Source organism: Mesorhizobium sp. B1-1-5, from assembly GCF_006443065.1.
Taxonomy (GTDB): Bacteria; Pseudomonadota; Alphaproteobacteria; order Rhizobiales; family Rhizobiaceae; genus Mesorhizobium.
The window spans coordinates 1-1508 of the sequence record NZ_VFWS01000352.1; the positions used below are offsets into that span (position 1 = coordinate 1).

2 protein-coding genes are annotated in these 1508 nt (G+C 60.7%); one reads left to right on the forward strand and one right to left on the reverse strand.

Annotation, left to right across the window (positions count from 1 at the left end; translation table 11 throughout):
• Nucleotides 1-295 (reverse strand): GDSL-type esterase/lipase family protein (locus FJ980_RS31255; RefSeq protein WP_246676652.1); only part of this gene is annotated, 295 nt, incomplete at its 3' end.
• Nucleotides 296-617: 322 nt separating this feature from the next.
• Here FJ980_RS31255 and FJ980_RS31260 point away from each other — a divergent pair.
• Nucleotides 618-1508: substrate-binding domain-containing protein (locus FJ980_RS31260; RefSeq protein WP_140547396.1), on the forward strand; the 891-nt coding region annotated here is incomplete at its 3' end.

Genomic DNA, 1508 nt, shown 5'->3' on the forward strand with positions numbered 1-1508 from the left:
TGAAGCGGATCTTGAGGTCATTGGTGCCGAGCATGATGATGACGAGATCGAGCGTCGCATGGCTCTGCAGACAGGGGCGGAGATAGGTTCTACCGTTCTTGTGTGCCCCCTCGATCGGATCGTCGTGGACGGTGGTTCGACCGCTCAATCCTTCCTCGATGACATACCAGTCGGGGCCTAGCTGAGCGCGCAGTATCCCCGGCCAGCGCTCAGCCGGGCCATAGCGCTCGAGCGGCCCCTTGCCGGGGATCTGGCCGTGTGTGTTGGAGTCGCCGTAGCACAAGACTGGTCGCATGATTTTCCCGCCGGGACTGACCGCGCGCCGGTGCAGGACGAGCGCTCTTCATGATGAATAGCGGAGTGGCGAAAGGCAAGCAACGGAATAGTCATTCAACATGACTAACTATTGACAGGTCAAACCCACTATGCTTCTAAAGTGCCCGGAGGAGTTCTCGACCGTCATCATTGTCCAGCCGAAATTGGGCCTCGACACACATGTGTTCGGGGGCGGGAAAATTGCGTGCATAGGTCGGTTCGCGACGACAGGCATGCATCGGGAGAGCGTCTCGCGGCCCGTGCGCGTCCGTACGGCTGGAGCAACCACAAGGAGGAGTTCAATGTTAGGATTGCTGAAAACCGTCGGGCTGGGGATGCTCGTTGTATCAGCGCTTGCCGTAACGTCCCTGGCGCACGCGGAAGATATCAAGCTGATGGACGGAGTCGCGCCGCGCCACGACGACACGCGCTTGACCGCGGCCGGCGCATTCAAGAAGGATCCCCCCTGGGTCATCGGAATGAGCGACTTCGGCGTCAACGCCAACACCTGGACCGTGCAGGTCGCGCATGAGGCGGAAAATGCCGCGGCGAAGGACAAGCGCATCTCGAAGTTCATCCTGCTCGATGCCGGCTTCGACCAGAAGAAGCAGGTAGCCGATATCGAGGATCTGATCGCCCAGCATGTCGACGCGATCATCGTTCAGCCGGTGACCAGCACGTCCGCCAACGCCAGCATCGCCAAGGCGGTCGCCGCCGGCATCCCCGTCATCCTTCACACCGGCCGCATCGATTCCGATGCCTACACCACCGAAATCCAAGGTGGAGCCGAGCACTTCGGCAAGGTGATGGGCGACTGGCTGGTGAAAACCGTTGGCGACAACGGCAAGATCTGGGTCCTGCGCGGCCTTGCCGGCCACCCGGAAGACACCAACCGCTACAACGGGCTACTGGAATCGCTCAAGGGCACACATGTGCAGATCATCGCCGAGGAGCATGGCGACTGGCAGTATGACAAGGCCAAGAAGCTGTGCGAGACGCTCTATCTGAACAATCCGCAGGTCGACGGCATCTGGTCGTCCGGCGCCGACATGACGCGCGCCTGCGTCGATGTTTTCAAGCAGTTCGGCACGCCGATCCCGCCGATTTCGGGCGAGGGCAACAATGGCTATTTCGGCCAGTGGATCACGGATGGATTCAAGTCGATCTCTCCGGAATACAGCCCGGCCCAGGGT